Annotated in this window: 20 protein-coding genes; 15 read left to right on the top strand and 5 right to left on the bottom strand. The window is 72.2% G+C overall.

What is annotated here, in order from left to right; translation table 11 throughout:
* Positions 1 to 19: 19 nt before the first annotated feature.
* Positions 20 to 697, bottom strand: a complete 678-nt coding sequence (locus ACFV9M_RS06115; protein ID WP_385070749.1) for a GDSL-type esterase/lipase family protein — start codon at positions 695 to 697, stop codon at positions 20 to 22.
* A gap of 88 nt (positions 698 to 785) precedes the next feature.
* Between ACFV9M_RS06115 and ACFV9M_RS06110 the strand changes: the two genes are divergently transcribed.
* The 6 genes from ACFV9M_RS06110 to ACFV9M_RS06085 all read left to right on the top strand — a co-directional run bounded on the left by ACFV9M_RS06110 (position 786) and on the right by ACFV9M_RS06085 (position 8,265).
* Positions 786 to 1,784, top strand: a complete 999-nt coding sequence (locus tag ACFV9M_RS06110) for a WD40 repeat domain-containing protein (protein ID WP_385070752.1) — start codon at positions 786 to 788, stop codon at positions 1,782 to 1,784.
* 115 nt (positions 1,785 to 1,899) lie between these two features.
* Entirely contained in the window at positions 1,900 to 2,502 is a 603-nt protein-coding gene (locus tag ACFV9M_RS06105; RefSeq protein WP_385070753.1) for an MSMEG_1061 family FMN-dependent PPOX-type flavoprotein, read from the top strand.
* 142 nt (positions 2,503 to 2,644) lie between these two features.
* Positions 2,645 to 3,523, top strand: a complete 879-nt coding sequence (locus tag ACFV9M_RS06100; RefSeq protein WP_385070756.1) for an ABC transporter ATP-binding protein — start codon at positions 2,645 to 2,647, stop codon at positions 3,521 to 3,523.
* Complete coding sequence (locus ACFV9M_RS06095) at positions 3,520 to 4,500, top strand: ABC transporter substrate-binding protein (RefSeq protein WP_385070759.1); 981 nt, start codon at positions 3,520 to 3,522, stop codon at positions 4,498 to 4,500. The genes ACFV9M_RS06100 and ACFV9M_RS06095 overlap by 4 nt, the downstream gene beginning before the upstream one ends.
* Positions 4,501 to 4,508: 8 nt before the next feature.
* The gene (locus ACFV9M_RS06090) at positions 4,509 to 6,575 is read left to right on the top strand and encodes an iron ABC transporter permease (RefSeq protein ID WP_385070762.1); all 2,067 of its coding nucleotides are present in this window, start codon (positions 4,509 to 4,511) and stop codon (positions 6,573 to 6,575) included.
* 148 nt (positions 6,576 to 6,723) lie between these two features.
* Positions 6,724 to 8,265, top strand: coding sequence for a cellulase family glycosylhydrolase (locus ACFV9M_RS06085; protein WP_385070765.1), 1,542 nt, complete (start codon positions 6,724 to 6,726; stop codon positions 8,263 to 8,265).
* Positions 8,266 to 8,303: 38 nt separating this feature from the next.
* Here ACFV9M_RS06085 and ACFV9M_RS06080 read toward each other — a convergent pair whose 3' ends face one another.
* The 3 genes from ACFV9M_RS06080 to ACFV9M_RS06070 all read right to left on the bottom strand — a co-directional run bounded on the left by ACFV9M_RS06080 (position 8,304) and on the right by ACFV9M_RS06070 (position 11,089).
* The gene (locus tag ACFV9M_RS06080; RefSeq protein WP_385070768.1) at positions 8,304 to 8,774 is read right to left on the bottom strand and encodes a hypothetical protein; all 471 of its coding nucleotides are present in this window, start codon (positions 8,772 to 8,774) and stop codon (positions 8,304 to 8,306) included.
* A 207-nt stretch (positions 8,775 to 8,981) separates the two neighbouring features.
* Positions 8,982 to 9,584 carry a 2'-5' RNA ligase family protein gene (locus ACFV9M_RS06075; RefSeq protein WP_385070887.1) on the bottom strand — a complete coding sequence of 201 codons (603 nt, stop codon included), beginning with the start codon at positions 9,582 to 9,584 and terminating at the stop codon, positions 8,982 to 8,984.
* A gap of 35 nt (positions 9,585 to 9,619) precedes the next feature.
* Positions 9,620 to 11,089, bottom strand: a complete 1,470-nt coding sequence (locus tag ACFV9M_RS06070; RefSeq protein ID WP_385070771.1) for an XRE family transcriptional regulator — start codon at positions 11,087 to 11,089, stop codon at positions 9,620 to 9,622.
* Positions 11,090 to 11,674: 585 nt separating this feature from the next.
* On the opposite strand from ACFV9M_RS06070, the gene ACFV9M_RS06065 reads away from it, so the two are divergent.
* From ACFV9M_RS06065 to ACFV9M_RS06055, 3 genes are all read left to right on the top strand, one after another.
* The gene (locus ACFV9M_RS06065; RefSeq protein WP_385070774.1) at positions 11,675 to 12,106 is read left to right on the top strand and encodes a DUF6415 family natural product biosynthesis protein; all 432 of its coding nucleotides are present in this window, start codon (positions 11,675 to 11,677) and stop codon (positions 12,104 to 12,106) included.
* Between the two features lie 244 nt (positions 12,107 to 12,350).
* Positions 12,351 to 12,749, top strand: a complete 399-nt coding sequence (locus ACFV9M_RS06060; protein WP_385070776.1) for a hypothetical protein — start codon at positions 12,351 to 12,353, stop codon at positions 12,747 to 12,749.
* Positions 12,750 to 12,837: 88 nt separating this feature from the next.
* Positions 12,838 to 13,008 carry a hypothetical protein gene (locus ACFV9M_RS06055; protein WP_385070778.1) on the top strand — a complete coding sequence of 57 codons (171 nt, stop codon included), beginning with the start codon at positions 12,838 to 12,840 and terminating at the stop codon, positions 13,006 to 13,008.
* A gap of 92 nt (positions 13,009 to 13,100) precedes the next feature.
* Here the strand turns inward: ACFV9M_RS06055 and serC are convergent, their stop codons facing one another.
* Positions 13,101 to 14,219 (bottom strand): phosphoserine transaminase, encoded by a 1,119-nt coding sequence (gene serC, locus ACFV9M_RS06050; RefSeq protein WP_385070781.1) that lies wholly within the window; start codon positions 14,217 to 14,219, stop codon positions 13,101 to 13,103.
* 155 nt (positions 14,220 to 14,374) lie between these two features.
* On the opposite strand from serC, the gene ACFV9M_RS06045 reads away from it, so the two are divergent.
* The 6 genes from ACFV9M_RS06045 (at position 14,375) to ACFV9M_RS06020 (ending at position 25,422) form a co-directional block, all read left to right on the top strand.
* Positions 14,375 to 17,401, top strand: coding sequence for an FAD-binding and (Fe-S)-binding domain-containing protein (locus ACFV9M_RS06045; protein ID WP_385070783.1), 3,027 nt, complete (start codon positions 14,375 to 14,377; stop codon positions 17,399 to 17,401).
* A gap of 486 nt (positions 17,402 to 17,887) precedes the next feature.
* Positions 17,888 to 20,140 carry an ABC transporter transmembrane domain-containing protein gene (locus tag ACFV9M_RS06040; protein ID WP_385070786.1) on the top strand — a complete coding sequence of 751 codons (2,253 nt, stop codon included), beginning with the start codon at positions 17,888 to 17,890 and terminating at the stop codon, positions 20,138 to 20,140.
* A gap of 125 nt (positions 20,141 to 20,265) precedes the next feature.
* On the top strand, positions 20,266 to 21,207 hold the full coding sequence (locus ACFV9M_RS06035; RefSeq protein WP_385070789.1) for a DMT family transporter: 942 nt from the start codon (positions 20,266 to 20,268) through the stop codon (positions 21,205 to 21,207).
* 161 nt (positions 21,208 to 21,368) lie between these two features.
* Positions 21,369 to 22,163 (top strand): TIGR03084 family metal-binding protein, encoded by a 795-nt coding sequence (locus tag ACFV9M_RS06030; protein ID WP_385070792.1) that lies wholly within the window; start codon positions 21,369 to 21,371, stop codon positions 22,161 to 22,163.
* A complete protein-coding gene (locus tag ACFV9M_RS06025; protein WP_385070794.1) occupies positions 22,160 to 23,827 on the top strand; it encodes an acyclic terpene utilization AtuA family protein in 1,668 nt (555 codons plus the stop codon). The genes ACFV9M_RS06030 and ACFV9M_RS06025 overlap by 4 nt, the downstream gene beginning before the upstream one ends.
* Positions 23,824 to 25,422: an acyl-CoA carboxylase subunit beta gene (locus ACFV9M_RS06020; protein WP_385070797.1), complete on the top strand. Its 1,599-nt coding sequence runs from the start codon at positions 23,824 to 23,826 to the stop codon at positions 25,420 to 25,422. The genes ACFV9M_RS06025 and ACFV9M_RS06020 overlap by 4 nt, the downstream gene beginning before the upstream one ends.
* The last annotated feature ends 4 nt before the right edge of the window (positions 25,423 to 25,426 follow it).

The raw sequence follows: 25,426 nt of genomic DNA, 5'->3' as shown, positions 1-25,426 counted from the left end.
GTCAGCCGCGCCCGTGCGGTCAATCGGTCCCGTACGGTCCGCCCACGTCCCACCCCTGGTACATCGCCTCCGCGAACGCCGCCGCGATCTTGTGCTCGCCGCTCGCGTTGGGGTGGGTGCCGTCGTAGGTGTCGCCGTGGATGTCGTACGACGGCGGGATCGAGGCCAGCAGCAGCGGGGAGGCCGCTTCGTCGAGGTCGGCGGCCGTCTTGCCGAGCAGTTCGTTGAAGCGGGCGACCTGCTCGGCGAAGGGCTCGTCGGCGGCGGCGCGGATGTTGGGGATGACGGGGAGGAGGACCATGCTCACTCGCGGGTTCGCCGTCCGGGCGGCGGTGATGAAGGCGCGGACGTTCTCCGCGGTCTGCTCGGCGTTCGTGTAGAAGCCGAGGTCGATCAGGCCCAGGGAGACCAGCAGCACGTCCGCCCGGCCGGCCCGCACCGCCTCGCCGATCAGCGGGGCCATGTGCAGCCAGCCCTCGCCCCAGCCGGCCAGGTGCCGGCGGGGGAAGCCGGGGTCGGCGTACGCGTACGAGACGGGCGCGTCCGCCGCCTTGTCGTACAGCGTCTCGCGGGGGCCGACGAAGGTGAAGGGGCCGCCGTACGTCGCGCACAGGTGCTGCCACAGGCGGTGGCGCCACGTGTGTTCACCGGCGCTGCCGATCGTCATCGAGTCGCCGACGGGCATCAACCTGAGCATCCGCTCATCATGGTGGATCGGGGAGACGCGTGGGGTGTGAGGCCCGCCACGACCCCTCCGGAGCCGGGCGGGGTGGCAGTCTTGGGGGATGCGCCGACCGTTCGCCCTGCTCGCCGGGGCCCTGCTCGTGGCCGCCTGCGCGGTGCCCGCCTCCGCGGTGCCCGCCTCCGCCGCCGACGGGGACGAGGGCTTCACCGTCGAGGACCCCCGCATCACCGAGTCCAGCGGACTGGCGGCCTCCCGTCAGCATCCCGGTGTGTACTGGACGCACAACGACCAGGACACCGGCGCCTACCTCTACGCGGTCGACAGCGGCACCGGCGAGACCGTCGCGAGGATCACGATGACCGGCGTGGGCACCCCCCGCGACATCGAGGCGATCGGCATCGGCCCCGACGACCGGATCTACGTCGGCGACATCGGCGACAACGACGGCGTCGAGTGGGACCACGTGTGGATCTACGAGCTGCCCGAGCCGAAGACGCTGAAGGACCAGGCGGTCCGCGCCACCCAGTACGTCGTGCGGTACTCCGACGGGCCCCGCGACGCCGAGTCGCTCGTCGTGCACCCGAAGACCGGGCGCGTCTACATCATCGACAAGCAGGAGGACGGCGGGCACCTGTACGCGGGGCCGGCCCGGCTCTCCGCGTCCGGCACCAACGTCTACGAGCCCGTCGCCCCCATCGACCTGTGGGCCACCGACGCCGCCCTCTCCCCGGACGGCGGCCGGCTCGCCGTCCGCGGCTACTTCGGCGGCATCCTCTACGACTGGAACGACGGCACCCCCGAGCGGCTGGAGCGGCTCGACGTACCCCTGCAGCGGCAGGGGGAGTCCGTGACGTACTCGGCCGACGGCTCGAAGCTGCTGTACGGCACCGAGGGCACCGCCAGTGAGGTGCGGGCGCAGGACGCGCCCGGCGCGTCGGAGGACTCCGAGTCGCCCTCGGGCAGCGGGAGTCCGGGGGCCTCCGGCAGCGGCGACGACGGCGGCGAGGGAACGGGCGGCACCGTGCGGACGGGCGCCTTCGCCCTGGCCGTCGTGTGCGCCGCCGTCTTCGGCCTGCGGCGGCTGCGGCGCCGCGGCTGAACAGGACCGCGGACCCGGACCTTTGACCCCGGATCAGTAAGGTAAGGCGAACCTAACATCAGATAAGGTTTTGTTTGCAACTACCTGTGAGGCGTACACATCTGGGGAGCCGGCCTTGCCGCACACGAGCGAGACCGCGGGACGGACCGCGGGACAGACCGCGGGACGGACCGCGGGACACGGGCCCGACGCCGTGACCGAGGAGGGATGGACCGAGCTCGGGTCCCCCGCCGAGCTGCGCGCACTGCTGGGCGAGCCGTGGCCCGTGGTGATCGAGAAGGTCCACGACCGGCTCACCGACAAGGACCTGGAGATCCTGGCCCGTTCGCCCTTCTGTCTGCTGGCCACCTCCGACGCGCGGGGCAACTGCGACGTCTCCCCGCGCGGTGACGGCGCGGGCTTCACCCATGTCCTCGGGCCCGGCCGGATCGCCCTGCCCGACCGGCCGGGCAACCGGCGCGGCGACAGCTTCCACAACATCCTCCAGAACCCGCACGCCGGTCTGCTGTACCTGGTTCCCGGCGGCAAGGAGGTCCTGCGCGTCAACGGCCGGGCCCGCGTCCTCACCGACGCCCCGTTCTTCGACGCCATGGCCGAGGAGGGCCGGCGCCCCACGCTGGCCCTGGTTCTCGACATCGACGAGATCTACCTGCACTGCCCGCAGTCGCTGCGCCGTTCGGGCGTGTGGGACCCGGCGTCCTGGCCGCCGGTCGGCTGAATCCTGACCGCCGGTCAGCTGACTTCGGGACACCGGTCGGCTGAATCCGGGCCGCCGGTCGGCCGAGTCCGGCGTTCCGGCCGGAAGTTCGATATCAGGACACCCTGTCGAAAATGATTTAGGTGAGGCTAACCTTGCCTGTGTGAGATCTGGTGAAGAAGCAGCCGGCACCCCCCGTCTGCGCGGTCATGAACTGTCGGCCACGGGCGTGACCGTGTCGTACGACGGCACCGACGTCGTGCACGACGCCGCGGTCGCGCTCCGGCCCGGCGAGGTGACCGTCCTGGTCGGCCCCAACGGCAGCGGGAAGTCGACGCTCCTGCGGACGATCGCCCGGTTGCAGCGCGCCCGCAGCGCCACCCTCAGGATCGACACCGACACCGACGCCCTCGCCCTGACGGCCCGTGACTTCGCCCGCCACGTCGCCCTGCTGACCCAGGGCCGGCCCACGCCCGGCGGACTCACCGTGCGGGACGTCGTCGAGTTCGGCCGCTACCCCTACCGGGGGCGCTTCGGCCGGCCCGACCCGGACGCCCCGGCCGCCGTCGACCGGGCGCTCGCCCTCACCGGCGTCACCGGGCTCGCCGCGCGCGGCGCCGACCACCTGTCCGGCGGGCAGTTGCAGCGGGTGTGGCTCGCGAGCTGCCTCGCCCAGGAGACCGGCGTCCTGCTCCTCGACGAGCCGACCACCTACCTCGACCTGCGCTACCAGGTCGAACTCCTCGACCTGATCCGCGACCTGGCGGACGACCACGGCATCGCCGTCGGCGTCGTCCTGCACGACCTCGACCAGGCGGCGGCCGTCGGCGACCGGATCACCCTGCTCGAGGCGGGCCGGATCGTCGCCGACGGCCCGCCCGAGGACGTCCTGACACCGGAGCGCCTCACCGCCGTCTACGGCATCCGCATCGACGTCGACACCGACCCCCTCACCGGCCGGCTGCGCACCCGCCCGATCGGCCGCCACCACACGCGGGACACGCGTGGCACTCCCAGCGAAAGGCTCGGCACCACCTCATGAGACGACTCCTGCTGACCGCGGCGACCACGGCCGCCGCGGCGCTCACCCTCGCCGCGTGCGGCACCACCGAGCCCGCCGCCGACAAGGCCGAGAAGACCTCCGAGGCCATCACCCTCACCGACGCCACCGGCGCGAAGGTCGAGCTCGACGGCCCGGCCACCAAGATCGTCACCACGGAGTGGAACGTCACCGAGAGCGTCCTGTCGCTCGGTATCGACCCCGTCGGCGTCGCCGACGTCAAGGGCTACAAGACCTGGGACACCGCCGTCCCGCTGAAGAGCGAGCCGAAGGACATCGGCACGCGCGGCGAGCCGAGCATGGACACCGTCGCCTCCCTCGCGCCCGACCTCATCGTCGCCACCACCGACCTGACCGCCGCCGCCGTGAAGCAGTTGCGCGAGGTCGCCCCGGTCCTGTCGGTGAAGTCCGCCGACGGCACGGGCCAGATCGAGCAGATGCTGGAGAACGTCGACCTCATCGCCGAGGCCACCGGCACCACCGACAAGGCCAAGACGCTCCGCGCCGGCTTCGAGGCCAAGGTCGCGGAGGGCAAGAAGGCCCTCACCGACGCCGGTCTCGCGGGCGCCCAGTACGCCTTCGCCGACGGCTACGTCACCTCCAACCAGGTCACCCTGCGCCCGTACACCGGCACCTCCCTCATCGGCGAGGTCAACGAGCAGCTCGGCCTGAAGAACGCCTGGACGGTCGAGGGCGACGCGGCGTACGGCCTCGGCTCCACCGACGTCGAGGGCCTCACCGACCTTCCGGACGACGTCCGGTTCGCCTACATCGGCAGCGACGAGGACGCGAGCAGCACCCCCTTCACCGGCGCGCTCGCCAAGAACGCCGTGTGGACGTCCCTGCCGTTCGTGAAGGCCGGCGACGTGCACCGGCTGCCCGACGGCATCTGGATGTTCGGCGGTCCCGGGTCGATGGAGGCGTACATCGACGCCGTCGTCGACGCGCTGACGAAGTAACGCGCCCCATGGCCGTCACCGCAACGACCCCCGCCACCCGTCCGTCGACGGCCACGTCCCGGACGGGCGCGGCCGCGGTGACGGCCGGGCTCGTCCTCCTGGTCGCCGTCCTCGCCGTCGTCGACATCACCCAGGGCACCGCCTCCGTCGGACCGGCCGAGGTGTTCAAGGCCCTGACCGGCCGGGCCGATCCGGCCGACGCGTCCGTCGTGATCGCCTCCCGGCTGCCCCGGATGACCGCCGGCCTCCTCGTCGGCGCCGTCCTCGGCGTGGCCGGCGCCGTGCTCCAGGCCGTCAGCCGCAACGTCCTCGCCTCCCCCGACACCCTCGCGGTGAACGCCGGTTCCTACCTGGCGCTCGGGCTGGTCGGCGCGACCGGCGTCTCCCTGCCGATGCTCGCCTCCTCCGGCGTCGCCTTCGCCGGCGGGCTCCTGGCCGCGGCCGTCGTGCTCGCGCTGTCCGGCCTCGGCACCGGCACCGTACGGCTGGTCCTCGCCGGCACCGCGCTGGCGCTGGGCCTGAACTCCGTGACGGAGGGCCTGCTCCTGCTGTTCCCCGAACAGACGGAGGGCCTCTACCAGTGGAACCAGGGCAGCATCGGCCAGAACGGCTTCGACGGCGTCCTCCAGATGCTGCCCGTCGCCGTGATCGGTCTCGCCGGACTGCTGCTGACGGCCCGCCGGGTCGACGCGCTCGCCCTCGGCGACGACGCCGCGCGCGGACTGGGCGTCCCGGTCCGCGCCACCCGCGTCACGGTCGTCGTGCTGGCGGCGCTGCTGTCCGCGGCCGCGGTCACCCTCGCCGGGCCCATCGGCTTCGTCGGCCTGTGCGCACCGGCCCTGGTCCGTCCGCTCTCCCGCCGCTACCGGGGCTTCTTCCGCGCCCGGACGACCCTGCCGGTGGCCGGTCTGGTCGGCGCCGGGCTGGTCCTCGGGTCGGACGTGCTGCTGCGGGCCCTCGTCCCCGCGGACACCGCGGTCGCCGTGCCCACCGGTGTCGTCACCAGCCTGGTCGGCGCGGTCTTCCTGGTGGTGATGGCGCTGCGGCTGCGGGACACCTCCGGCGCCGAGGCCCCGGACCGGATGCGCATCCCGAGCCGCACGGCGTTCCTCGTCACGGTGGCCGCCCTCGTCGCCGTCGCCGTCGGCGTGACGATCGCCGGCGTCCTGCTGGGCGACAGCAAGCTCCTGCTCGGCGACGTCGCCAACTGGGCGCAGGGGCGGGCCGGGCGGGCCGTCTCCTTCGTCCTGGACACCCGGATGCCCCGCGTGCTCGCCGCCCTGTGCGCGGGCGGGGCGCTCGCCCTGGCCGGCACGCTGGTGCAGGCCGTGACCCGCAACCCGCTCGCCGAACCGGGCGTCCTCGGCGTCTCCGGCGGAGCCGCGCTGGGCGCCGTCCTGCTCGTCACCACCGTGCCCGTCGCCGGCACCTGGAGCGTCGCGGGCGCCGCCTTCGCGGGCGCCGCCGCGGCCTCCGTGATCGTCTTCGGGCTCGCCGCGCGGGGCGGCTACCAGCAGAACCGGCTGGTCCTCGTCGGCGTCGGTGTGGCCGCCGGGACGACGGCGCTGATCAGCCTGCTCATCGTGCTCACCGATCCGTTCAACGCCACGAAGGCGCTGACCTGGCTGTCCGGTTCGACGTACGGGCGGACCCTGCCGGACGTCGCGCCCGTCGCGCTCGTCCTGGCGCTGGGCCTCGCCGTCGCGGTCGCCCGGCGCACCGAGCTGGACCTCGTCTCCCTGAACGGCGACACCCCGCGCCTCCTCGGCCTGAGCCTGTCCCGGACCCGGCTCGGCTTCCTGGTGGTGAGCGTCCTGCTCAGCGCGACCGCCGTGGCCTCGGCCGGCACCATCGGCTTCGTGGGCCTCGTCGCACCACACGCGGCCCGCGCCCTCGTGGGCCGCCGGCACGTCCGCGTGGTCCCGGTCGCCGTCCTCCTCGGCGCCGCGCTCGTCTGCACCGCCGACCTCCTCGGCCGCACGGTCATCGCGCCCGCCCAGTTGGGCGCGGGCCTGATGACGGCGGTGATCGGGACACCGTACTTCCTGTATCTGCTGGTGCGGAGCCGGCGGTAGGTCCGTGGGGAGACTCGTCCCCTCGGGGCGAGTCTCCCGCCCCGCTTCTTGACGTGGCCATGCAGCGTTAGTTTCCTGGGGGGTGCGCGGTGTGTGGGAGCGCTCCCATATGTTCCGGGCCCGCGCCTCCCCGAGAGGAAGCAACGCCATGTTCCGCAGCATGCGCAGAGCGCTGTGCGCCGTGGTCGCGGCCCTGCTGTTACCGCTGGCGGCGGGCGCGCAGAGCGCCCGCGCGGCCGAACCCGACACCGCCGTATCGGCGGCCGACGCCGGAGCCGGCTACTGGCACACCAGCGGCCGTCAGATCCTGGACGAGGCCGGGCAGCCGGTCCGGATCGCCGGCATCAACTGGTTCGGCTTCGAGACCGCCAACCACGTCGTCCACGGCCTGTGGGCCCGCGACTACAAGAGCATGATCGACCAGATGAGGTCGCTGGGTTACAACACCCTCCGGCTGCCGTTCAGCGACGACATCCTCAAGAGCGGCACCCTGCCGGACAGCATCGACTTCTCCGGCGGCAAGAACGCCGACCTGGCGGGCCTGACCTCGCTCCAGGTACTGGACAAGATCGTCGGGTACGCCGGCCAGTCCGGCCTCAAGGTCGTCCTGGACCGGCACCGCCCGGACGCGGCCGGGCAGTCCGCGCTCTGGTACACCTCGGCGGTCCCGGAGTCGACGTGGATCGCGAATCTGACCTCCCTCGCCTCCCGTTACGCCGGTGACGCCACCGTCGTCGGCATCGACCTGCACAACGAGCCGCACGACCCCGCCTGCTGGGGCTGCGGCGACACGGCCCTGGACTGGCGCCTCGCCGCCGAGCGGGCCGGCAACGCCGTCCTCGCCGTCAACCCCGACCTGCTGGTCTTCGTCGAGGGCGTGCAGTCCTTCAACGGCGTCTCGGGATGGTGGGGCGGCAATCTGATGGGCGTCGCCCAGTACCCCGTCCGCCTCGACGTCCCGAACCGGCTCGTCTACTCCGCCCACGACTACGCGACGAGCGTGGCCCAGCAGAGCTGGTTCAGCGACCCGTCGTTCCCGTCCAACATGCCCGGCATCTGGGACAAGTACTGGGGCTACATCTTCCAACAGAACATCGCCCCGGTCTGGCTCGGCGAGTTCGGTACGACCCTCCAGTCGACGGTCGACCAGCAGTGGCTGGCCGCCCTCGTCGACTACCTGCGCTCGACCTCGGCGTACGGCGCCGACTCCTTCCACTGGACCTTCTGGTCCTGGAACCCCAACTCCGGGGACACCGGCGGCATCCTCAAGGACGACTGGACGACCGTGGACACGGTGAAGGACGGCTACCTGGCGAGCATCAAGTCGGCGGGCTTCGACCCGGGGGACGGCGGTACGGACCCCTCGGACCCCGAGGACCCCGGCTCTTCGGCGGCCTGCGCCGCCGCCTACACCGTCACCAGCGACTGGGGCAGCGGCTTCAACGCCGACGTGAAGGTCACCAACACCGGGACGACGCCGATCACGTCCTGGCGGGTGACCTGGACCTGGCCGGGCGCCCAGCAGGTCACCAGCATGTGGAACGCGTCGTACACGCAGAGCGGGGCGACGGTGACGGCGGTCAACGCGGCCCACAACGGGTCGGTCGCGACCGGGGCGTCGACGAGCTTCGGCTTCGGGGGCGCGCCCGGGGGCGGGGGCGTGCCGAGCGTGAGCTGTACGGCGGCGTGAGGGAGGGGCGCCCGGTGGCCGTGCCGCCGGGCGCCCCTTCATGCCGCCAGGGGGCAGGGGAGGCGGGCGTTCTCCCGGTTCGGAGAACAGGTCACGAGGGCCAGGGACAGGTACGAGGGCCGCTCCAGATAGAACCCGAGCGACACGTCGTGGCCCGACCCCAGCCGGCCGGCGGCGGAGGCGACGAGGGCGGCCAGGTGACGGGCGTCGCGCTGGGCCTCGGACGCGAACCGGGTGACGTAGGCGTTCACCTGTGTACCGAGCCAGGCCGCCGCCTCCGCCGGGTCCGGCCAGGTCCCGCGCACGAGCGAGCGCGGCTTGACGAGCCAGTACGCGGTCTCCAGCGGCGGCAGGTCCGACGTGGGGAACTCCGCGGCCACCTCGCGGTAGCGCTGGATCAGCTCGGGCCGGCTGCCGGGCGGGGGCGGATCGGGGTGCGGCGGCCGCCGCAGGGCTTCCTGGTCGAAGCGGGCCTTGGGGCCGGTCCACAGGTAGGCGTGGTGGTGCACCGTTCGTCCTGTTCGGTGGATTACCTGGCCGGTCCGGCCTGTTCGAGGGTGGGTCGGAACCGCTGGCGGGGAGGCAGGGTTTTCAGATGGGCAGCCCGAACGACCGGCTTTGCTGGGCGAAGTGGTAGACGCCGATGGCGTAGCGAGGTGAAGGGCGCTCGGTGGTGGTCACTGGGCGCCCTGGCCGGTGACCACCACCGGCCGTGGTCAGCCGAGTGGCACCGTGGCGAAGGACTCCCACTCGTACATCTGGTGGTCGCGGTGCAGCACGATCAGCTCCGCGTTGGTGATGCGCGCTTGAGCAGCCGGGAGTTCGAGGCTGTCGAGAATGCGTGCAACCGGCTCGGCAGGGCCGTCGGCTGCGCTGTACGCGACCGAGACATGCGGAGTGAACCCGTCCGCCTGTTCCGGGACGTCGTCGAGGACATCGCCGATCGCACCACGGACGGCGTCACGCACCGCACGCACGGGTTCCTCGGGATGGACGCGTAGGAGGACCGCTTCGGGATGGAGGTCCGCCGGACCGACCCGCAGGTCGAAGGCCGGCACGGAGGCAAGACGCTTTCGGGCGGCCTCCACGACCGCTTGGACGTCCGACGTCCTGGCTTCGCCGACGAAACCGATGCCCTGCATCGTCAGGTGCAGCCACTGGTCGGGGATAGGGGTGAGGACGGGGCCGAGAGGTGCCAGCCCTACCCGGTACTGCCCGGCTAGCCGATGCACGTCGTCCTGACCCTCAAACGTCAGGTGCCAGGTGTAGAAGCGGCGGCCCACGCTCCAACCTGGCCGCCACCACCAGTGATTCCGCATGATCTCGGGTTGAGACTTCATGAACTGAGATTTCATCAGGCCGCGTCGCCTCCTGACGAGAGTGCGAGGTTACGGGGAACGGAGTCGAGGCAGAACTCCTCGATGGCCGCGCGCAACCCGACAGAGGCGGAGCTGGCGTGGTGGGAACGGCCGGAGATCAGCTCGCGCAGTCGGCGTGTGACGGGTGCCAGGCGATGGTTCGGAGGGAGAGCGAGAACGGGGGCCAGGGCTTCCAACGCTCCCTCTGCCTCCCCTGGGACCAGGTGTGAGGCGGCCTTGCAGATGTGGATCTGAGCCTCGGTGCCGTAGGCGCGTACAGGCTGGGTCGCCAGGAGTTGCAGTGCGTTGTCCGCGGCACGGAGGGATTCGGCCGGCTTCCCCAGGCGAAGGTGTACGGCTGCTGCGTAGTTCTCCTGTCGTGCGGGCTGGCAGGAGAAGATGCCGCCGATGTCGTCCGCCTCCGCTGCGCCGTCACGGGCGTCCTGGGCGCGGGCGAGTGCCATAAGGGCCTCGTCACGTGCGCCGAGTTCCGACCACGCGTCAGCTTCCTGGCAGGCGAGCAGTACTCCGACGGTTCCGCCCGGCTGGTAGGCCGCCCCACGTCTGGCGTAGGTGATGGCGTCCCGCAGACGGTTGTCCCAGAAGGCCACTTTCGAGCGGGTGGACAGCACCCAGGCGCGTAGATCATCGTGACCCGCGAGCTCAGCGCACAGCCACGCTGTTCGGCCCTGAGTGTCTGCGTCAGGCAGCTGGCCGAGGTCGCTCGACATCCACGCCAGCAGCCCGCACAGGTACCCGGCGGCCACGTACAGGTCGGCAGACTGCCGTGGATATTGATGGCCTTCGAGCAGGTTGAACACGCGGTCGCGCATCTGACGCGTGCGCGTGAACAGTGTGACTGGCTCTGATGTGAGGTAGTCGGCGGCCAAGGCACGGGTCTCCGCCATGATCTGTTCGAGCGCGATGTCTCCGACGTTGGATGCTTCTGCCCACTGTGCCCAAGTGGTTGATTCGTCGGCAGCGAGGCGGACCAGTTCGTGGCCGGTCGGCGTGATGGCGGGGACCGGTACGGTCGCACTCTCTGGGACGGGACTCGGTTGAGGCTGAGGACGAGTGAGCACACGGACGTCCCTCTCCGGCAGGGCTTGCCGGTCGTCGAGGTCCAGCAGATCGGCCGGGGTGCATGCGTAGGCCGAGGCCATGGCGAGCAGTACGGCTGTGCTGGGCCGGCGTGACGACGGTCCTGGCCACTTCTCCCACTTGCCCACGAGCGAGGCGTCGGCGGCGACGGCCTCACCGGGAAGTCGGTCGCTGGCCTGGGTGATGCGGTCGGCCGCATCCTGAAGGGTCCATCCGTGCGCCTGCCGCCAGGCTTCCCTGGGCCGCATCCGATAGCGGCTGCGCATCTCGACGACGATGTCCACGGTGCTGCATCCGACAGTAGTCATTCTGTGGCGGAGGGCGTTCCGGTCATGCTTCGAGCCGGGTTTGATGGGGGCGTTCATGGGCGAGCTCCCTGCGCTGCGTGGTGGACTCAACGTAACGGTCTCGTCGCTCAGACGTGTGATGGCGAACCGGAATCGATGCGCGAGCACGCCCAACGGGCGGTCCAAAAAGGGGAATTTTGGCTGGTCACGAGAGGATGAGGTGTCCAAGAAAGTTGGGCGCGACTGCCCGTGACGCCAAGTGGCCTTCTTGGGACTCTTTGAACTCGCAGACCACCACACGGCAACACCCGTGACACCAGGGCGCCTGGGGCTGGTCAAGGCGAGAAAGCACCCCCGCGACCGCGCAACCGGTCCGGGGGCATGGCCCACGCTACGAAGGAGCGTCGACATGACGAACCGTACCGCCCAACCCTCCGCCCGCCCACGGGAAGGAGGAATGACGATGCGGGTCTACACCGTGGACCGTGACGGAAGAATCACCAACGACCGTGGCACCCGCACTGTGTCGGTCGACGTCAAGTCGCTTCCCGTAGTGCTGAGCAACGACTTCCCGCCGTGTGCCTGCCCGAGGTGCCGTCTGGCAGTGGTCCGTTGAACGCCACAAGCTCCAAGAGAAACGCCCCGCCGCTGACCAGTCCCACGATGCGTGCCGCAGCCACCTGGTTCCTGGTTCAGGAGACACTGCCGCGCCACCAGACCGTGAAGCTGTTCGGCGAGGACTTCAGCACCCACCTGGAGCAGTTGATTCCGCGGATCGAGCAACTGACCGACGGACGTGCCGAGGGCGACGCGCAGGCGAGGGCCGCACAGGCCGAGGTCGGCGAGGCCCGCCGGCTCCTCCGTGTCCCGGAACGCCCCGGGCTGAACGGTGAAGTCGAGCGCGTCAAGCAACTCGCACGGTCCGTCGTCGGGCTGCGTGACCACTACGACGCGCTGGCTGGTGTCACGGTGTGCCCGGCCTGTGACCAGGCGATCGAGGACAGCGACGGAAGCCCGCCGTACGGCCAGGTCCTCTCCGCCAGGAAGCGTATCCAACGCTGTTGTGCCGACAGGAGGCTTCGCCTCTCCTGCTGAAGACCGGCCGTCCTGTTCCGGCGCGCGGGGCCGGCCCCATGGCAGCCGCAGGGCCAGGGGTGCACGCCGAATACCCCTCCCGTCCCGGACGGCGGTCCTGGGACGGAGGGGCCGGGGCGCCGGCTCCCGGGCCCTTACCCAGGACGGATGGAGCTTGGGGCGGGTGCCGAAGGCCACCGGCGCGTCGCGTGCCGACCGCTCCTAGACTGGCGCGGCCCCGCCCGCCAAGAGAGGAATGATCGATATGCGACCGGAACGGTTCCAGGCCTTCGTGATCGACACCTTGAAGAACACCCCCGGAACCGTCCAGGTACAGACCCTGGCCGAGGCCGGTGACGCCAAGCACCCCTTCGGGGTCGCGGTCACCACCGGCGATGGCGAGTCTCGCTGGCAGATCGTGGGCCAACTCGCCGACGGCGAGCGCCACGACCACGCGGAGCAGCCTGTTGAGGCCGCTCCGGCAGCCTGGACGGACGCAACGCCGGGCGACAACCCCGAGGGCTGGCTCACGGCGGCGATCGGCCGGGCAGAGTCTCCGGAGATCGCACGGATCGAGCGCTGGTCCACTCGCGACGGCCGAACCAGTCAGGGGGCAACCGTGTACTTCCACAACGGCGCGAGGGCGTACGTGCGGAAGATCTAGACCCTTCCTGCCCGTCCGGGTCTTGGCCGTGCAGGGAGCAGCACAGCACCACCTGTCAGCACCATCCACATGATGTGAGGAGCTCGATATGGGATGCACGCACGACCGCCCCGGCGCCCGGTTCGACCCGGGGATGGCCGAAGGCAACTGCCCGGTCTGCGGTGCCACCGTGGGCGCCGCGCCCGGGCAGCCGGTGGCCCAGCACCAGCGGCAGGGCTCGTTGGAGATGTGCCCCGGAGCGGGAGCTCCCGCCGTCTGACGGGCTGACGGACGAGGCGGGAGTGCGTCAACGACACGAAGGCGCCCGGCGGAAGATCCGCCGGGCGCCCCTCGCTGTCGTTCAGGCCGTGACTACAGCTTCTCGATGACGTAGTCGATGCACTTGGTCAGCGCCTCGACGTCCGTCGGGTCGATCGCCGGGAACATGGCGACGCGGAGCTGGTTGCGGCCGAGCTTGCGGTAGGGCTCGGTGTCGACGATGCCGTTGGCGCGCAGGACCTTGGCGACGGCCGCCGCGTCCACCTCGTCGGAGAAGTCGATCGTGCCGATGACCTGGGAGCGCTTGGCGGGGTCGGTCACGAACGGGTTGGCGTACTTGACGTCCTCGGCCCAGCCGTAGAGCGTGCGGGCGGAGGTCGCGGTGCGGCGGACCGACCAGTCCAGGCCGCCCTGGCCGTTGATCCACTCCAGCTGCTGGTTGAGCAGGAAGAGGGTGGCCAGCGCCGGGGTGTTGTACGTCTGGTTCTTGCGGGAGTTGTCGATCGCCGTGGGGAGGGAGAAGAACTCCGGGATGTGGCGGCCGGACGCGTGGATCCGCTCCGCGCGCTCGATGGCGGCGGGGGAGAACACGCCGATCCACAGGCCGCCGTCGGAGGCGAAGGACTTCTGCGGGGCGAAGTAGTAGACGTCCGTCTCGGCGATGTCGACCGGGAGGCCGCCGGCGCCGGAGGTGGCGTCCACCAGGACCAGCGCGCCCTCGTCGGCGCCCTCGACGCGCTTCAGCGGGGCGGCGACACCGGTGGAGGTCTCGTTGTGCGTGAAGGCGTAGACGTCGACGCCCGCCTCGGCCGCCGGCTCGGGGTGCGTGCCCGGGTCGGAGGCGATCACGGTGGGCTCGGCGAGCCACGGCGCCAGCTTGGCGGCCTTGGCGAACTTGGAGGAGAACTCGCCGAAGTTCAGGTGCTGCGACTTGTTCTCGATCAGGCCGTGCGTCGCGACGTCCCAGAAGGCGGTGGAGCCGCCGTTGCCGAGGATGACCTCGTAGCCCTCGGGGAGCTGGAACAGCTCGCGGATGCCTTCCCGGACCTGGCCGACCAGGTTCTTGACCGGGGCCTGGCGGTGGGAGGTGCCGAGGAGGGACGTGCCGGTGGCGGCCAGGGCGTCCAGCGCCTCCACCCGCACCTTGGAGGGGCCCGCGCCGAATCGACCGTCGGCGGGCTTGATGTCAGCAGGAATCTGGATCTCAGCCACGAGGCGGAGCGTATCCCCTGGGCGAAACCCTACGGAAACGTGTCCCGTCCGATGAGACGGGATTCCCGGCCTCCGAACCTGTACGGATGTACGAGGCGGTCCTTCGCGAGGCGGAAGCCTTCGTCACTGTCAGTGACGAGGTGCATGCTGGACCCATGACCGATCCCGGGGATCTCGAGGGTGAACTGCGCAGGGCCGTCCGCGGTGACGTCGGCTTCGACGTCACCTCCCGCGCGCTGGTCACCATGGACGCGTCCAACTACCGGCGGGTGCCGCTGGGCGTGGTCGCGCCGCGCGACGCGGAGGACGTGGCGGCGGTGCTGGAGGTGTGCCGGACGCGCGGTGTGCCGGTCGTGGCGCGCGGCGGGGGCACGTCGATCGCGGGGCAGGCGACGGGCACGGGCGTGGTGCTGGACTTCACGCGGTACATGAACCGGCTCGTCGCCCTCGATCCCGTCACCCGGACGGCCGTCGTCCAACCGGGGCTGGTGCTGGACCGGCTCCAGGAGGCCGCCGCCCCGCACGGCCTCCGCTTCGGCCCCGACCCGTCCACCCACAGCCGCTGCACGCTCGGCGGCATGATCGGCAACAACTCCTGCGGCTCCCACTCGGTGGCCTGGGGGACGACCGCGGACAACGTGCGGGAGCTGTCCGTCGTCACCGCGCGCGGCGAGCGGCTGCGGCCCGGCCGGGGCTGGGCGGGCGCGCCGGACGGGCTGCGGGACCTCGTGGAGGGCGAGCTGGCCCGGCTGCGCACCGGCTTCCCCGACCTGCCCCGCCGCATCTCCGGGTACGCGCTGGACGCGCTGCTGCCGGAGCGGGGCGCCGACGTCGCCCGCTCCCTCTGCGGTTCGGAGGGCACGCTGGCCGTGCTCACGGAAGCGGTCGTCGACCTCGTCGAGGCGCCCCGCGCGCGTGCGCTGGCGGTGCTGGGGTACGCCGACGAGGGCGCCGCCGCCGACGCCGCGGCCGGGCTGCTGCCGCACCGGCCGCTGACCGTCGAGGGGATGGCGGCCGACCTGGTGCCCGACGCGGTGGGTCTGCCGCGCGGCGCGGCCTGGCTGTTCGTGGAGACGGGCGGGGAGTCGGCGGCCGAGGCACGCGCGCGTGCCGAGACGATCGTGCGCGCGGCGGACGTCGTCGACGCGGCCGTCGTGACCGACCCGGCGGCACAGCGCGTCCTGTGGCGCGTCCGGGAGGACGCCAGCGGCACGGCGACCCGCATGCCGGACGGCTCCGAGGCCTGGCCCGGCTGGGAGGACTGCGCGGTCCCGCCCGCCCGGCTCGGCGCCTACCTGCGGGACTTCCGCGCCCTGCTGACCTCCCACGGCCTGCGCGGCACGCCCTACGGCCACTTCGGGGACGGCTGCATCCACGTCCGCATCGATTTCGACCTGCTCACCGAGGCGGGCGTCGGCCGCTTCCGCCGCTTCTCCGAGGAGCTCGCGGACCTCGTCACCGCCCACGGCGGCTCCCTCTCCGGCGAGCACGGCGACGGACAGGCCCGCGCCGAACTCCTGCCGAGGATGTACGGCGAGGACCTGGTCCGCCTCTTCGAGCGGGCGAAGGCCGTCTGGGACCCGGACGACCTGCTCAACCCGGGCATGCTGGTGCGCCCCGAGCCCCTCGACGCCAACCTCCGCTTCGCCGTCCTGCCCCGCGAGCCCGTCGACGTCGCCTTCGGCTACCCCGGCGACCGGGGCGACTTCTCCGCCGCGGTCCGCCGCTGCGTCGGCGTCGCCAAGTGCCGTACGACGACGGCGACGGGGCCGGCCGTGATGTGCCCGTCGTTCCGGGTCACCGGTGAGGAGCAGCACTCCACGCGCGGCCGGGCCCGCCTGCTGCACGAGATGCTCGCGGGCGGGCCGGTCACCGACGGCTGGCGCTCCACGGAGGTCCGCGACGCCCTCGACCTGTGCCTGTCCTGCAAGGGCTGCCGCTCCGACTGCCCGGTCGGCGTCGACATGGCCACCTACAAGGCGGAGTTCCTGCACCACCACTACGCAGGCCGCCGCCGCCCCGCCGCCCACTACAGCATGGGCCGGCTGCCGCAGTGGCTGCGCGCGGTGGCCCGTACGGGCACGGCGGGAGTCGTCAACGCGCTCGCCTCCCTGCGGCCGTTCGCCCTGCTCATGAAGAGGGCGGGCGGGATCGCGCCGGAGCGGCGGATCCCGCGGCTGGCCCGGGAGACGTTCAGCCGGTGGTGGCGCAGGAGGGCGCCGGTCCCCGGCAACGGCGCGTCGCGGGAGCGGGAGGCCGACCCCGGTGCCGGAGGCGCGTCGCGGGGGTGGGAGGCCGCCCCCGGTGCCGGAGGCGCGTCGCGGGAGCGGGAGGCCGCCCCCGGCACCGGCGGCGACCTGGTGGTCCTGTGGCCGGACACCTTCACCGAGTACCTCGCACCGTCCGTGGGCCGGGCGGCCGTCGCCGTACTGGAGGCGGCGGGCCTGCGGGTCGCGCTGCCGCCGACCCTGCGGATGCGCGGACGGCCGGTCGGGGACGGGCGGTCCAGATCCGCGGCCGCCCTGCTCACGGCCCGCCGCAGCCGGGTCTGCTGCGGCCTGACGTACGTCTCCACGGGCCAGCTCGACCGCGCCCGCGCGGTCCTGCGCCGCACGCTCGACCTCATGGCCCCGGTCCTGGAGACGGACGTACCCGTGGTCGTGCTGGAGCCGAGCTGCGCGGCGGCGCTCCGCGGCGATCTGCCGGAGCTGCTGCACGACGACCCGCGCGCGGCCCGTCTCGCCGCCCGCGTCCTGACCTTCGCGGAGGTGCTGGAACGCCACGCCCCCGACTGGAGACCGCCCCGCCTGGACCGTCCGGTGGCCGGCCAGACCCACTGCCACCAGCACGCGGTCCTCGGCGACAGCGCCGACCGGCGTCTGCGCGAGGCCGCCGGCCTCACCGGTGACCTGAGCGGCGGCTGCTGCGGCCTCGCCGGGAACTTCGGCTTCGAGCGGGGCCACTTCGAGGTGTCGAAGGCCTGCGCGGAGGAGCAACTGCTGCCCGCGGTGCGCCGGGCGCCCGAGGGGGCGGTCGTGCTGGCGGACGGCTTCTCCTGCCGGACCCAGCTGGAGCAACTGGCGGGGGTGCGCGGGCGCCATCTCGCGGAGGTCCTCGCGCAGGCACTGCCTCAGGGCGGGGGACCGTCCGACGAGGGGAGACCGGTCGGCGACGGGAGATGACGGAAACATGACGGAAGAAGCGGCGGCGAGAGATGACGGAAACATGACGGAAGGAGCGGCGGCGAGAGATGACGGAAACATGACGGAAGGAGCGGCTGCTGACCCAATCCCCAGGTTTTCCAAGGGTATTCACAGCGCTGCTTTGCCTTTTTTACCGCTGAACTGCAACACAGGCGTGTAGGTTCTGTGACGTCGGTTCGGGGATTTCCTCGCCGACAAACCTCTCAGGTACAGCGCAATCCAAGGAGTTGGAATGAGCCTCAAGAAGCTTGCTCCCCTGCCGAAGCCCAAGACGAAGCAGCTCCCGCCCCCGCCGCAGCCCAAGAAGGCCGCCAAGAAGCCGCTTCCCAAGCCGATCGCCGGCCGCGACTGATAATTCGGTCGTGAAGCCGTGAATGGGGGTCGGCCGTGCACAGCCGACCCTCATTTCTGCGTGAATTCGTGAACCAGGGAAATTGATCCCTGTTCGGGCAAGGGGAATGCGGCGTGGATGACGATGAATACGAGTACGAAACGCCCACCATTCCCGCCCGCGTCGCCTTCCGCCGCTTCTGGCCGCTGACGAAGGGGCTGCGCGGACGCCTGACGGTGGTCTGGGTCTGCACGGTGCTGGCCGCGCTCGCCGAGACCGCCGCCATCCTGCTCTTCAGCGAGCTCACCGACAACGCCCTCCAGAAGGGCTCACTGGCCGCGTTCTGGAAGCCCGCGGGCCAGTGGCTGGTCGTGGCGACCGTCGGCGCGATCATCGCGTACGCGGGCAACTCGCTCGCCGCCTGGACCACCGAACGGTTCGTGATGCGGCTGCGCGAGCAGGTCTTCGACCATGTCCAGCGGCTGCCGCCGCACTTCTTCCAGAACCACCGCCAAGGCGATCTGCTGTCCCGCCTGACCGGCGATGTCGAGGCCATCGAGACGATGGTCGTGTCCGGGCTGGTCGGCGCCGGCTCGGCCCTCTTCAGCGCCCTTTTCTACTCGGCCGCCGCCTTCTGGCTGCGCTGGGACCTGGCCGCGGCCACCTTCATCCTCGCGCCCCTGTTCTGGCTGGCGGCCCGCCGTTTCTCCGGCTCCATCAAATCGGTCGCGCGCGAGGGCCGGGTCGCCGACGGTGCGATCACCTCCGTGGTCGAGGAGTCGCTCGGCAACATCGTCCTCACCCAGGCCTACGACCGGCGCGACGCCGAGCGGAGGCGGCTGCACGAGGAGGCGACCGCCTGGTTCCGGGCGTCCGTCCGCTCGACCCGGCTGAACGAGGCGTACGAACAGCTTGTGGCGGTCATCGAGACGATCTGCGTGCTCGCCGTCATCGGCATCGGCGCCTGGGAGATCTCCACCGGCCGGATGACCCTCGGCCAGCTGCTCGCCTTCTCCGCCTTCCTCGGCTACCTCTACCCGCCCGTGCGGGGTCTGGCCCAGCTCGGCCTCACGATCACGGCGGCCACCGCGGGCGCCGAGCGGCTGATCGAGATCCTGGACGTACGGCCCTCGGTCAGCGACCCCCGGCGCGGCACGGACACCGGCCGCCCGGACGGCCGTGTCGAGCTGACGGACGTGTCCTTCGGCTATCCGGGCACGGACGCCGTCGCCCTGCGCGACCTCTCCTTCACCGTCCACCCCGGCGAGCTGGTGATCGTGACCGGCCCCAGCGGCGCGGGCAAGTCCACGGTCTCCAAGATGCTGCTCCGCTTCTACGACCCCGACTCCGGCACGGTCCGCCTCGACGGCGTCCCTCTGCGGGACTTCCCGCTGGCCCGGCTGCGCGAGTACATCACGCTCCTGCCCCAGGAGACCCTCGTCCTGCACGACACCGTCCGCGCGAACATCGCCTGCGGCCGGCCCGGCGCCAGCGAGCAGGCCATCGTGGAGGCGGCCCGGGCGGCCGACGCGCACGACTTCATCCAGAAGCTGCCCGAAGGCTACGACACCAGGGTCGACCCCAACTCGGCCCGGCTCTCCGGCGGCCAGATGCAACGCCTCGCCATCGCACGGGCGATCCTGCGCGACGCGCCGGTCCTGGTCCTCGACGAGCCGACGACCGGCCTGGACGCGATGGCCGCGCGCCGGGTGGTCAAGCCCCTGCGCCGCCTGATGACGGGCCGCACGACGATCATGATCACCCACGACCTCAACCTGGCCCCCGACGCCGACCGCATCCTCGTGATCGACCACGGCCGCATCGTGGAGACCGGCCGGCACGACGAGCTGCTGGCCCGGGGAGGCGCGTACGCGCGGCTGCACCGCTCGCAGAACAACGCCGTGATGGACACGGGAGAGCTGCGGCTGCCGCTGTTCGACGCACAGGCACCGCAGCAGCCGGCGTACGACTACGCGGCCGCCGCCCACGCCCACCAGCAGATGCCGCAGCAGGTGCCCCAGCAGATGTATGAGCAGGCCGCGCAGGAGATGGCTCAGCAGGTCGCCCAGCTGCTGCCCCAGGAGATGGCTCAGCAGGTCACTCAGCTGATTCCTCAGCAGATGGCTCAGCAGGTCACCCACCTGCTCCCTCAGCAGATGGCTCAGCAGGTCACCCACCCGCTCCCTCAGCAGATGGCTCAGCAGGTCACCCACCCGCTGCCCCAGCAGATGGCCCGGCAGGCGACACAGCTCATCCCTCAGCAGGCCGCCCCGTACGCGTACCAGGTCCACGAGCACTACGAGTACGTTCCGCCCGAGGGGATCCCGACCGTCCTCGACGACGGCCGCCCCCTCTTCCGCGACGAGGAGCCCTGGGCGGGGCGCTGACCGTATCCCCGTATCCTGGGACATTGGCATAAGCGCTTCACACACCTGACGCAGGTCCATTACCCTGGACTCGGCAGTACATCAGGCTGCACATTTCTCTCAGCGCCGAACCCCCAGGACCGCCCGTGAGCACCCCCGACACCGCGACCCCCACCCGGCCGGCCTCCGCCGTCGACGAGGTGGGCGGCCCGGGCCGCCTCGGCTCGCTCGGGCCGGTCGGCCTCGTGCTCGCCGGAGGCGTCTCCGTGCAGTTCGGCGGGGCGCTCGCGGTGATGCTGATGCCGAGGGCGGGCGCGCTGGGGGTGGTGACCCTCCGACTGGTGGTCGCGGCCGTCGTGCTCCTGCTGGTCTGCCGGCCCCGCCTGCGCGGGCACACGCGGGCCGACTGGGGCACGGTCGTCGCCTTCGGCATCGCCATGGCCGGGATGAACGGCCTCTTCTACCAGGCCGTCGCCCGCATTCCGCTCGGCCTGGCCGTCACCCTGGAGGTCCTCGGCCCCCTCGCCCTCTCCGTGCTGGCCTCACGCCGGGCGGTCAACCTGGTCTGGGCCGGGCTGGCCCTCGCCGGGGTCTTCCTGCTCGGCGGCGGCGGCTTCGGCGACCTCGACCTCGTGGGGGCCGCGTTCGCGCTCGGGGCGGGCGCCATGTGGGCGGCGTACATCGTGTTCAGCGCCCGTACCGGCCGCCGCTTCCCGCAGGCCGACGGGCTGGCGCTGGCGATGGCGGTGGGCGCGCTGCTCTTCCTGCCGCTGGGCATCGCCGAGTCGGGCGCGAAACTGGCCGACCCGGTGACGCTGGGCCTGGGCGCGGCGGTGGCGCTGCTGTCCTCCGTTCTCCCGTACACCCTTGAACTCCTCGCCCTGCGCCGCCTGCCCGCCTCCACGTTCGCGATCCTCATGAGCCTGGAGCCCGCCCTCGCGGCCGCGGCCGGCTTCCTCGTCCTCGACCAGGCCCTGTCCGCCATGGAGGCGGCCGCGATCGCCCTCGTCATCGCGGCGAGCATGGGCGCGGTACGCACCCAGGTGGGCCGGGGCAAGCCCCCGGTCCCGCCGGCCCCGGAGGCCTGAGTCGGCCTGGGGCGCGGCTTGCGGTTCCACAGACGGTGAACCGGCGGCGGTCCCCCTGTCGTACGGCATCCCACCCGAGGGCGAAGGGCGGCGTCGGCCCACCCCATAAATCCATGCAAGCATGCTTGCTTGTTTCTACCCCCGCTGCCATGCTCCTCCCCATGGCCGACCCGACGCCCGTCCTCGACGACCTACGCGCCGAAAGCGACGAACTCGACCGCCTGGTAGCCGAGTTGACCCCCACGCAGTGGGCCCTCGCCACCCCCGCCCCCGGCTGGACCATCGCCCATCAGATCGCCCACCTCGCCTGGACGGACCACTCCGCCCACCTCGCGGCGACCGACCCGGAGGCCTTCCGGACCCTGGTCGAGAAGGCCCTCGCCGCACCCGACTCCTTCGTGGACGACGGAGCGGAGGACGGCGCCCGCCTCCCGCCCGCCGAACTGCTCACCCGCTGGCGAGACGGACGGACCGCCCTCGACCGGGCCCTGCGCGAGGCCCCGCCCGGCGCCCGTTTCCCCTGGTACGGGCCGCCCATGTCGACCGCCTCCCTGGCCACCGCCCGCCTGATGGAGACCTGGGCGCACAGCCTGGACGTCTCCGACGCGCTCGGCGTCCCGCGCACCCCCACCGACCGGATCCGGCACATCGCCTTCCTCGGGGTCCGCACCCGCGACTTCGCGTACGGCGTCCACGGGCTCCCCGCCCCCACCGAGCCGTTTCACGTGAAACTCGTCGCCCCCTCCGGCGACCGGTGGACCTACGGCCCCGAGGACGCCGCGCAGCGCGTCACCGGACCCGCCCTCGACTTCTGCCTCCTGGTCACCCAGCGCGCCCACCGCACCGACCTCGACCTGCGCGCCGAGGGCCCCGACGCCGACCGCTGGCTGGACATCGCCCAGGCCTTCGCCGGCCCGCCCGGCGGCGGACGCCCCCCGAAGGGGGAGGCGGAGTGACCCTGCGCATCGGCAACGCCTCCGGCTTCTACGGCGACCGCTTCGACGCGATGCGCGAGATGCTCACCGGCGGGGAGCTCGACGTCCTCACCGGCGACTACCTCGCCGAGCTCACGATGCTGATCCTCGGCCGCGACCGGCTGAAGGACCCCGCCGCCGGCTACGCCCGCACCTTCCTGCGCCAGCTGGAGGAGTGCCTCGGCCTCGCCCACGACCGCCGGGTCCGCCTCGTCACCAACGCCGGCGGCCTCAACCCGGCCGGCCTCGCCGACGCCGTACGCGCGCTGGCGGACCGTCTCGGCGTCCCCGTCCGCGTCGCCCACGTCGAGGGCGACGACGTCGGCCCCGGCCACCCCGGCAGCCTCACCGCCCACGCCTACCTCGGCGGCTTCGGCATCGCCGCCTGTCTGCGCGAGGGCGCCGACATCGTGGTCACCGGGCGGGTGACGGACGCGGCGCTGGTCACCGGTCCCGCCGCTGCCCACTTCGGCTGGGGCCCCACGGAGTACGACCGGCTCGCGGGCGCGGTCGTCGCCGGGCACGTCCTGGAGTGCGGGACGCAGGCCACCGGCGGCAACTACGCCTTCTTCCGCGACGGCGACGTCCGCCGCCCCGGCTTCCCCCTCGCCGAACTGCACGAGGACGGCACCTGCGTGATCACCAAGCACGCGGGCACGGGCGGTTTCGTCGACGTCGGCACGGTCACCGCCCAACTGCTGTACGAGACGGCCGGCGCCCGGTACCCGGGACCGGACGTCACCGCCCGCCTGGACACCGTACGGCTCACCCAGGACGGCCCCGACCGGGTCCGGATCGACCACGTGCGCGGCGAGCCCCCGCCCCCGACGCTCAAGGTCGGCCGCACCCGCCTCGGCGGCTTCCGCAACGAGGTCGTCTTCGTCCTCACCGGCCTCGACGTCGAGGCCAAGGCCGCCCTGGTCCGCGAGCAACTGGAGCCGGCGCTCGCCAAGGCCGCCGACGTGCGCTGGGAGCGGGTCCGCACCGACCGGCCCGACGCCGGCACCGAGGAGACCGCGAGCGCCCTGCTCCGGCTCGTCGTGCGCGACCCCGACCAGGCCGTCGTCGGACGGGCGCTCAGCGGCGCGGCGGTCGAGCTGGCGCTGGGCAGCTACCCCGGCTTCCATGTGCTCGCCCCGCCCGGCAAGGGCGCGCCGTACGGCGTGTTCGAGGCCGCGTACGTGCCGCAGGGCGAGGTCGGACATGTGGCCGTGCTCGACGACGGGCGCCGCGTCCCCGTGCCGCCGCCCCCCGACGCCCTCGCCCTCGCCGACCTGCCGGAGCCGCCCCTGCCCGAGCCGCTGCCCGCCGGTCCCGTCCGCCGCGCCCCCCTCGGCCTGGTCGCCGGCGCCCGCAGCGGCGACAAGGGCGGCGACGCCAACGTGGGCGTCTGGGCGCGGTCGGATCAGGCCTGGCGGTGGCTCGCCCACGCCCTGACCGTGGACCGCTTCCGCGAACTGATCCCGGAGAGCCGCGAGCTGACCGTCACCCGGCACACCCTGCCCGCCCTGCGCGCCCTGAACTTCGTCGTCGAGGGACTCCTCGGCGATGGCGTCGCCTCCCAGCACCGCTTCGACCCGCAGGCCAAGGCCCTCGGCGAATGGCTGCGCTCCCGCCACCTGGACATCCCGGAGGTCCTGCTGTGACCGTCCTGCCGTCGGAGCTGGACCCCAACGGCCCCGACCACCGCGCGAACCGCGAGGCCATGCTCGCCAAGCTCGCCGACCTCGACACCGAGCACGCCAAGGCGCTGGCGGGCGGCGGCGAGAAGTACGTGGCCCGCCACCGCGCGCGCGGCAAGCTGCTCGCCCGGGAGCGCATCGAGCTGCTCCTCGACCCCGACACCCCCTTCCTGGAGCTGTCGCCGCTGGCCGCCTGGGGCAGCGAGTACACCGTCGGCGCCTCGCTCGTCACCGGCATCGGGACCGTCGAGGGCGTGGAATGCCTGATCACCGCCAACGACCCCACCGTGCGCGGCGGCGCCAGCAACCCCTGGTCGCTGAAGAAGGCCCTGCGCGCCAACGACATCGCGCTCGCCAACCGGCTGCCCTGCATCAGCCTGGTGGAGTCCGGCGGCGCCGACCTGCCCTCGCAGAAGGAGATCTTCATCCCCGGCGGCGCGATCTTCCGGGACCTCACCCGGCTGTCGGCGGCCGGCATCCCGACCGTCGCGGTCGTCTTCGGCAACTCCACCGCCGGCGGCGCGTACGTCCCCGGCATGTCCGACCACGTGATCATGGTCAAGGAGCGGGCCAAGGTGTTCCTCGGCGGCCCGCCGCTGGTGAAGATGGCCACCGGCGAGGAGAGCGACGACGAGTCCCTGGGCGGCGCGGAGATGCACGCGCGCGTGTCCGGCCTCGCCGACCACTTCGCCGTCGACGAACGGGACGCCCTGCGCCAGGCGCGGCGCGTGGTCGCCCGCCTCAACCACCGCAAGGCGTACCAGGACCCGGGACCGGCCGAGCCCCCCAAGTACGACCCCGAAGAACTGCTCGGCATCGTCCCCAGTGATCTGAAGGTGCCCTTCGACCCGCGCGAGGTGATCGCCCGGATCGTCGACGCCTCCGACTTCGACGAGTTCAAACCGCTGTACGGGACGAGCCTGGTCACCGGCTGGGCGGCCCTCCACGGCTACCCCGTCGGCATCCTGGCGAACGCCCAGGGCGTGCTCTTCGGCGCCGAGTCCCAGAAGGCCGCCCAGTTCATCCAGCTCGCCAACCAGCGCGACATCCCCCTGCTCTTCCTGCACAACACCACCGGCTACATGGTCGGCAGGGAGTACGAACAGGGCGGCATCATCAAACACGGCGCGATGATGATCAACGCGGTGTCCAACTCGAAGGTCCCGCACCTGTCCGTCCTCATGGGCGCCTCCTACGGCGCCGGCCACTACGGCATGTGCGGCCGCGCCTACGACCCCCGCTTCCTGTTCGCCTGGCCCAGCGCCAAGTCGGCCGTCATGGGCCCGCAGCAGCTCGCCGGCGTCCTGTCGATCGTCGCCCGCCAGTCGGCCACCGCCAAGGGCCGGCCCTACGACGACGAGGCCGACGCCGCCCTGCGCGCGATGGTCGAGCAGCAGATCGAGTCCGAGTCCCTGCCGATGTTCCTGTCCGGGCGGCTGTACGACGACGGCGTCATCGACCCGCGCGACACCCGCACCGTCCTCGGCCTGTGCCTGTCGGCCGTCCACACCGCGCCCTGCGAGGGCGCGCGCGGCGGCTTCGGCGTCTTCCGGATGTGAGGCC

This window comes from Streptomyces sp. NPDC059895 (assembly GCF_042731035.1).
Taxonomy (GTDB): domain Bacteria; phylum Actinomycetota; class Actinomycetes; order Streptomycetales; family Streptomycetaceae; genus Streptomyces.
This window is presented reverse-complemented; position numbering and strand designations above follow the sequence as displayed.